9 protein-coding genes and 1 pseudogene are annotated in these 7716 nt (G+C 38.5%); 7 read left to right on the forward strand and 3 right to left on the reverse strand.

Features of this window, described 5'->3' with window-relative positions:
- The first annotated feature begins 89 nt into the window (after positions 1-89).
- The 3 genes from typA to F967_RS03735 all read left to right on the forward strand — a co-directional run bounded on the left by typA (position 90) and on the right by F967_RS03735 (position 3108).
- Complete coding sequence (typA, locus tag F967_RS03725) at positions 90-1925, forward strand: translational GTPase TypA (protein WP_004681681.1); 1836 nt, start codon at positions 90-92, stop codon at positions 1923-1925.
- A 243-nt stretch (positions 1926-2168) separates the two neighbouring features.
- Complete coding sequence (gene mscL / locus F967_RS03730; protein ID WP_004678293.1) at positions 2169-2600, forward strand: large conductance mechanosensitive channel protein MscL; 432 nt, start codon at positions 2169-2171, stop codon at positions 2598-2600.
- A gap of 157 nt (positions 2601-2757) precedes the next feature.
- Positions 2758-3108, forward strand: a complete 351-nt coding sequence (locus F967_RS03735) for a gamma-glutamylcyclotransferase family protein (RefSeq protein WP_004756046.1) — start codon at positions 2758-2760, stop codon at positions 3106-3108.
- A gap of 14 nt (positions 3109-3122) precedes the next feature.
- Here the strand turns inward: F967_RS03735 and F967_RS03740 are convergent, their stop codons facing one another.
- Complete coding sequence (locus tag F967_RS03740; RefSeq protein WP_004678291.1) at positions 3123-3410, reverse strand: peptidylprolyl isomerase; 288 nt, start codon at positions 3408-3410, stop codon at positions 3123-3125.
- 33 nt (positions 3411-3443) lie between these two features.
- Complete coding sequence (gene mutM / locus F967_RS03745; RefSeq protein ID WP_004798294.1) at positions 3444-4265, reverse strand: bifunctional DNA-formamidopyrimidine glycosylase/DNA-(apurinic or apyrimidinic site) lyase; 822 nt, start codon at positions 4263-4265, stop codon at positions 3444-3446.
- Between the two features lie 169 nt (positions 4266-4434).
- Between mutM and F967_RS14710 the strand changes: the two genes are divergently transcribed.
- The 4 genes from F967_RS14710 (at position 4435) to F967_RS03760 (ending at position 6950) form a co-directional block, all read left to right on the forward strand.
- Entirely contained in the window at positions 4435-4605 is a 171-nt protein-coding gene (locus F967_RS14710; RefSeq protein WP_416201996.1) for an Arm DNA-binding domain-containing protein, read from the forward strand.
- Positions 4551-5705 (forward strand): tyrosine-type recombinase/integrase, encoded by a 1155-nt coding sequence (locus F967_RS03750; protein WP_228127269.1) that lies wholly within the window; start codon positions 4551-4553, stop codon positions 5703-5705. Before F967_RS14710 ends, F967_RS03750 begins: the two co-directional genes overlap by 55 nt.
- 497 nt (positions 5706-6202) lie before the next feature.
- Positions 6203-6466, forward strand: coding sequence for a type II toxin-antitoxin system TacA family antitoxin (locus F967_RS03755; RefSeq protein WP_034430959.1), 264 nt, complete (start codon positions 6203-6205; stop codon positions 6464-6466).
- The gene (locus tag F967_RS03760) at positions 6450-6950 is read left to right on the forward strand and encodes a GNAT family N-acetyltransferase (RefSeq protein WP_228127270.1); all 501 of its coding nucleotides are present in this window, start codon (positions 6450-6452) and stop codon (positions 6948-6950) included. Before F967_RS03755 ends, F967_RS03760 begins: the two co-directional genes overlap by 17 nt.
- A gap of 133 nt (positions 6951-7083) precedes the next feature.
- On the opposite strand, the pseudogene F967_RS03765 reads toward F967_RS03760, so the two are convergent.
- Positions 7084-7716: pseudogene (locus tag F967_RS03765) on the reverse strand (IS3-like element ISAcsp5 family transposase); the annotation flags it as partial.

The raw sequence follows: 7716 nt of genomic DNA on the forward strand, positions 1-7716 counted from the left end.
AAAAGTACTCTGTCAATAAACTGTCACTACTAAAGTTTAGGATTCTTCTGTATAATTTGCCCTCAAATTTAAAGCGTATCGAATTTTACATGTCAGATATTAAAACTCTCCGTAACATTGCCATTATTGCGCACGTCGATCATGGTAAAACGACTCTTGTAGACAAACTTTTACAACAATCAGGTGCTCTTGGTGATCGCGCAGGCGAGATTGAACGTGTTATGGATTCTAACGCGCTTGAGTCTGAACGTGGTATTACCATTCTTGCAAAAAACACTGCAATCAAATGGTTAGATGCACGTACCAACACTGAATATCGCATCAACATCGTTGACACCCCAGGACACGCCGACTTCGGTGGTGAAGTTGAACGTGTAATGTCGATGGTTGACTGCGTATTGCTTCTGGTTGACTCTCAGGAAGGTCCAATGCCACAAACTCGTTTCGTAACGCAAAAAGCGTTCGCACGTGGTTTGAAGCCAATCGTAATTATTAACAAAGTTGACAAGCCAAGTGCTCGTTGTGATTGGGTTATTGATCAGGTATTTGATTTATTTGATAACTTGGGTGCAACTGATGAGCAATTGGATTTCCCAATCGTTTATGCTTCAGGTCTTCGTGGTGTTGCAGGTCCATCACCAGAGGAACTTGCTGATGATATGACACCATTGTTCCAAACAATTGTAGATATCGTAGAACCACCAGCAGTTGATGTTGATGGTCCGTTCCAAATGCAGATTTCTTCACTTGACTATAACAGTTTCGTAGGTGTGATCGGCGTTGGTCGTATTCAACGTGGTTCTGTAAAGTTAAACACCCAAGTGACTGTAATTGATAAAGAAGGTAAGACACGTAACGGTCGTATCCTTAAAATTATGGGTTACCACGGCTTAGAGCGTGTTGATGTTGAATCTGCATCAGCAGGCGATATCATCTGTATTACAGGTATTGATGCACTCAATATTTCTGACACGATTTGCGACCCGAAAAATGTTGAAGCGTTACCGCCATTGTCTGTAGATGAACCTACAGTTTCGATGACGTTCCAAGTGAACAACTCACCATTTGCGGGTAAAGAAGGTAAATTCGTGACTTCACGTAATATTCGTGAACGTCTTGACCGCGAATTGATTCACAATGTGGCATTACGTGTTGAAGATACGGATAGTCCAGACCGTTTCAAGGTTTCTGGTCGTGGTGAACTTCACCTTTCAGTATTGATTGAAAACATGCGTCGTGAAGGCTTCGAGATGGGTGTTTCTCGTCCACAAGTCATCATGAAAGAAATCGATGGTGAAAAACAAGAGCCATACGAAAATGTAACGTTTGATGTTGAAGAACAGCATCAAGGTTCAGTTATGGAACAAATGGGCTTCCGTAAAGGTGAAATGACCAATATGGAAGTTGATGGTAAAGGTCGTATCCGTATTGAAGCGACTGTACCTTCACGTGGTTTGATTGGTTTCCGTTCAGAGTTCCTGACCATGACCTCTGGTACAGGGATTATGACATCAAGCTTCTCACATTACGGTCCAGCAAAAGCAGGTACTGTGGCGAAGCGTCAAAACGGTGTGTTGATCTCTATGGTTCAAGGTACTTGCCTGGGCTATGCATTATTTACACTTCAAGACCGTGGTCGTTTATTTGCTAAACCACAGCTTGAAGTATATGAAGGCATGATCATCGGTATTAACTCCCGTTCAGACGATATGGTTGTTAACCCAACTAAAGCGAAACAGCTCACCAACGTCCGTGCATCTGGTACTGATGAAGCATTGACTTTAACACCTGCACTGGAATATACGCTTGAACAAGCGCTTGAATTCATTGAAGATGATGAGCTAGTTGAAGTAACACCAAAATCAATTCGTATTCGTAAGCGTTACTTGACTGAAAACGAACGTAAGCGTAACCGTGATAAATAATTTTTCTTAACTGAAAAAGAAAAAACCGCTAATTCTGTTTAGCGGTTTTTTCATTGCGTAGACTTAATGGCCGAGAGATGCTTAAGCACATATTTTTATTAAAATAAAAAGTGTTGTTAAAGTGTGAAATAGCTTTCTTTTTTGATAAAAATATTAAATTATCAACATCATGCCATATTCGCACCTGTGTAATAAACAATGTAAAAATGGGTTGCGATTAAGTTCAACTCTGGAGAGTTATAGATGAGTATTATTCAAGAATTTAAAGAGTTTGCTATCAAAGGCAATATGATGGATCTTGCCATTGGTGTCATCATTGGTGGTGCATTTGGTAAAATCATTGATTCATTGGTGAAAGATATCATCATGCCACTTATTTCAGTTATTACAGGTGGAGGTGTTGATTTTACCCAGAAGTTTATTGTGCTCGGAGACAATCCAAATAATTTACAGTCTTTAGATCAATTAACAAAAGCAGGTGTCAATGTTTTGACCTATGGTAATTTCTTAACCATCTTTCTTAATTTCATTATTTTGGCATGGGTTGTGTTTCTTATGGTGAAAGTGATGAACCGTATTCGTAAACAACAGGAAGTCGCTCCTGAACCAGCAGCAACACCAGAAGATATTCAGTTGTTACGTGAAATCCGTGATGAGTTGAAAAAGCAGGGTTAAAAATTCCTGAAAATAAAATGGCATCTCGATATGCCATTTTTTATGCCTGATTGAAAAATAATTGGTAAAAGTTATTTCAATAATTGGAGGTACTAAACATGGAAAGTTTAATTATTTCACTTTAACATGCTGAAAAATATTAAAGTGGGATAAATCTATGAATCGCTTGTTTGTCTACGGCACACTTTGCCCAAATCGGGAGAATGCCCATATTCTTGCTGGAATAGGTGGTGACTGGGAAAAAGCTTCTATACATGGAACAATTCATATTTTAGATTGGGGCCCAGATAAGGGTTTGCCAGCCATTATTTTAAATGAAAAAGACGCATTGGTAGAAGGTTATCTGTTTAGCACTGAAAAATTGGCAGAAAATTGGCAAATGCTGGATGATTTTGAGGGTGTGCAATATACAAGAGTGCAAGTAAAAACTATTCTGGATACTGGTGAGATTGTACAGGCATGGACTTATGTCATGAATGAGCAGATATGGGTCCCTCATTCACGATAAAAGAAAGGCTTCAATCAAAAACCCTCCATACGAAATTTAATTTCAACCAGATGAAAACCAAACTGGCTTTTAATTGGACCGTGTAAGACTCTCTCCGCGGCAGTAAAAACCAGTTTGTCGATCACAGAAACAAGCTGCCCTTTTTTCACTTCACCGAGTTCACCACCACGTTTTGCTGAGTTGCATGTTGAATATTGCTTGGCAATTTTCGCAAAGTCCGCGCCAGAATGAATCCGCTTTTTCAGTTGTTCTGCCAAGTCTTTATCCTTGACCAGAATATGCCGAACAATTGCGGTTTGCATAAGGTTGTTCTCCTTGATTGCATCTTAAATGATCTATACTTTGCTTAGTTTTAAAGGTTGGCATTGTGGACAAAAGACACTAGCACGTTGACCTAACTTTAAGTTTTCTAATGTAGTTTCACAATTAACACACATCTCACCTGCGCGACCATAAGCTAAAAGTGTCTGCTGAAAATAGCCATTTTCACCCATCGCATTACTATAGTCACGCAAAGTTGATCCACCTAAATCAATTGCTTGTTTTAAGATGCGCTTGACCTCAATCACCAACTTTTCAACTTGTGCTTGAGTTAAAGTTAAAGCAGGTTGCGCAGGATGAACTCCAATATTGAAGAGACTTTCAGTTGCGTAAATATTACCAACACCTACCACCACATGATTATCCATAAGTGCAATTTTAATACCGACATTCTTCTTATTTAGCTTTTCTAACAAATAAGTCGCATTAAAATCTTCACTTAAAGGTTCTGGACCAAGTGTGTCAATAAGCTTGGACTGATTGTCCTGATCTAGCCAAAGAATACAGCCAAAACGACGTGGATCATGATAGCGCAGTTGAATATCTTCAAAATCAATAATTAAATGATCATGTTTCCGCAATTCGTCACTGGGTTGGCACAAGCGAAAACTACCTGACATGCCTAAATGCCAAAGCATTTGATCTTGTTCGAATTCAGCCAAAATATATTTGGAACGACGTTTGAGTTGAATTAAACGTTGACCAATTAATTTTTCAAGATCATCAGGGATAGGCCAGCGCAAACTAGGATTGTGTACTCTTATAGCTTGTACACGTTGCTCTAAAAGCGGCAGTAAACTGGTTTTTGTGGTTTCAACTTCTGGAAGTTCGGGCATTCTGTAATTCCATGCAATGTAATGCAATTACTAAGTTACTGATTAATAAAAATATATATGGTTGTTGCAATGTATCCAAATGTATGGCAATGCATTGCTAATACCGTCATTTTGACGGTATATTTGACGGTATAATTTAATATACCGTCAAGTAAAATATGAGCCAATTATCAAACAAACTAACAGCCAAAGCGGTAAAAATCTTAGTTACAATGCTAAGGGTAAAAATAAGTATGCTGATGGCGGTGGTTTATATCTTTTAATCACAGCCAATGGTGCAAAGCATTGGCGTATGGATTACCGCCGTCCAGTCACTCAAAAAAAAATACGCTTGCTTTAGGTTCATATCCACTTATTACTTTAGAGATGGCAAGGGTACGGCGTGATGATGCCAAAAAGATGCTGATCAATGAGATTGACCCAGCCGAAGATCGTAATGCCAACAAAGAAAAGAAAAGAGCACAGGCGAAAAACGTATTTAGCCGATATGCTCAGGATTGGTTAAATAAAAGGGCAATAGAGGGCAGAAGTGACGGCGAAAACACACGAATGCTAAACGTGGATATATTGCCCTATATTGGAGATATGCCAATCACCTCATTGAATCCTGAACAGCTTGAAAAGGACGTTACAGATCGAATAATTCAGCGTGGGGCAATTGCATTGGCTGGGCGTGTCAGAATGGTGATTAAAATGATTTTGGACATACCGCTAAAGAAACGTTTAATTCAATACAACCCAGCACAAAGTATTAGTTTGCCTCAACCGATAACACAGAATCACCCAGCGATTACAGAGGAGCAAGAACTAGCATCCATGTTAAAAGGGATATGGGCATATACGGAGAATAACCCAAGAAACTACATCATTACTGAATTAGCAATGAAGTTTGCCATTTACATATTCCAGCGACCTAATGAAATCAGGGGGCTATTATGGGAATCTGTAAACATGGACAAACGTTATTTAACCTTTGTGGCAAGTAAGACAAAACAAATGCACATCGTCCCTTTATCCAGTCAGGCTTTTGAAATACTACAACAAATCTATGAATTAAAATTAAACTCTATCTATGTCTTTCCTAGCATTAAATCCAATAAAGCCTGTATTAGTAATTGTACAATGGGGCAGGGGCTAAAACAGATTGGTTTCAGAGGAAAGCAAACGGCGCACGGCTTTAGGGCAACGGCGAGAACGTTACTAGATGAAGAACTGGATACCCGAAGCGATATTATTGAGCATCAACTAGCCCATAAGGTGAGAGACCCGAATGGCACAGCATACAACCGCACTAAGTTTCTCAAGAAACGGCAAAAGATGATGCAACTATGGGCGGATTATCTGGATGCCCTGAGATTGGATCAGGATGTAACTAGGTTCAAGCCTCAAGATGATGAGATGGATAATATTATTCAATTTACACGTAGAGAATCGGCTTAATTGGATTGTATGAATTGACTGAAATGACAGAGAACTAAATTATCCATTTTTTCACCTATTTCTAAAATCACTAAATTTATTATTTTTCAGATATAGCCTTTTTTTAAGTGTTACAGGTGTAACGGTGTTACAGCTTTGTATTTTAATAAGTTTTTATTAATTGGTTGTAAATTGCTACGTGTTACACAGGTTACATAGCTGATTTATAATAATTTTATGTCAAAATGGATATAGGGAAAACACGGATTTTTAATCCAAACGTAACACCTAATCATAAAAAAGACGGTAAAAACGCATAGGCGAGCCAATTAAGCGTAATCTTAAAACAAGCTACCTATTAGGCTTTTAAAATATTAAATTGACCAAAATGACAGAATTTTAGGTATCTATTATTTCTCATTTTTAGCTAAAAAGTAATCAGTTATTGCAATGTATAGCACTGTAGTTAAATAGCTCCTATAATGTACTTAATACTAACGTACACTATGGGTTCTTATATGAGTGCTATGGAACGAATTAATTTACGTGCAACACGTGAAGCGAAACAGGTTATTGAGCAGGCAGCAGCCTTAACAGGCACGACAGTCAGCGCATTTATGTTGCAGCAGTCTTATGAAAAGGCATTAAGTCTGATCGCACAGCAACAGCGTATTACTTTAGGCGCAAAAGATTGGGAAATGCTGAATGAGCGACTGGAAAACCCAAGCCCAGCCAATGAAGAACTCAAGGCATTGATGGCATTAGGTGATCAGCTTGTCTAAGTTATTGTTTTCGATTGAACCATTAAGCAGTAAGTATGACAAGAACGCTTTTGATTGTGGAGAGCCATTACTCAATCGTTTTTTGCAGCAACAGGCGAGCCAATTGCAAAAGCGTTCAGTCAGTCGTACCTATTTAGCCATAGATGAAAATGAGCAAATAGCAGGGTTCTACAGTCTTTCTACAACCCAGATTCACCGTGATGATTCTCCAGATCATTTAAAGCAGTTTTCAGCCTATCAGCCGATACCAGCAGCATTAATTGGACGTTTGGCAATTAATGAAGCGCATCAAGGGCAAGGTGTAGGGCGTTATTTATTGGCACATGCGCTAGCAACCATTAAACGCTTATCAGATGTTATTGGGCTTGCTGTGGTAGTGATTGATGCAAAGAATCAAGATGTAGCAGCGTTTTATAAAAAGTTCGGATTTTTTGCAGCCAATGATTCAGATTTAAGACTGTTTTTATTGGTTAAAAGTATTTAGTAGGTAGATGAATGAGCATAAATGATTTTGTACAAGATCAAATTAAAAAAGCCTATGATTATATAATGTGGTTCCGTTAATTAGACCACTCAATTCAGTTTTATAAGTGATAAATCCGCTCTAAATATTTAAATTATGCTGCCATTACTTTTAGTAAATGTTGATCATAAAATTCATTTGGTGTTGCCTTATTCAAACTTGAATGAGGACGTATCGTGTTATAAAAATCCAAATATTCAGCAATTGATTGTTTCGCTTGTTTAACCGTATCGTAAGCCTTCAAATAGACTTCCTCATGCTTCACGCTGCGCCATAACCGCTCAATCATCACATTATCCATCCACCGTCCTTTCCCATCCATGCTGATACGGATATTTCGCAATTTTAACTCATTCAAAAATGCCTCGCTTGTGAATTGACTGCCTTGGTCTGTATTAAACACCTCTGGACAACCATATTTCACAATTGCTTCTTGCAACGCATCTATCCAAAAGTCTGTTTCCATACTGATCGATACTCGATGAGCCAGTACTTTACGACTATGCCAATCTATAATTGCACACAGATAGACAAAGCCTTTAGCCATAGGAATGTACGTTATATCTGTACACCAGACTTGATTAGAGTGATCGATGACCATGTTTTTCAACAGATATGGGAAAATACGGTGTGCAAGATTAGGCTTACTGGTATTGGGTTTTGGATACAAGGCATGTATTCCCATCAAGCGCATTAAACGTCGGACTTTACGCCGACCTATTTGATG

It is taken from the genome of Acinetobacter sp. CIP 102637 (genome assembly GCF_000368425.1).
Lineage (GTDB): Bacteria > Pseudomonadota > Gammaproteobacteria > Pseudomonadales > Moraxellaceae > Acinetobacter > Acinetobacter parvus.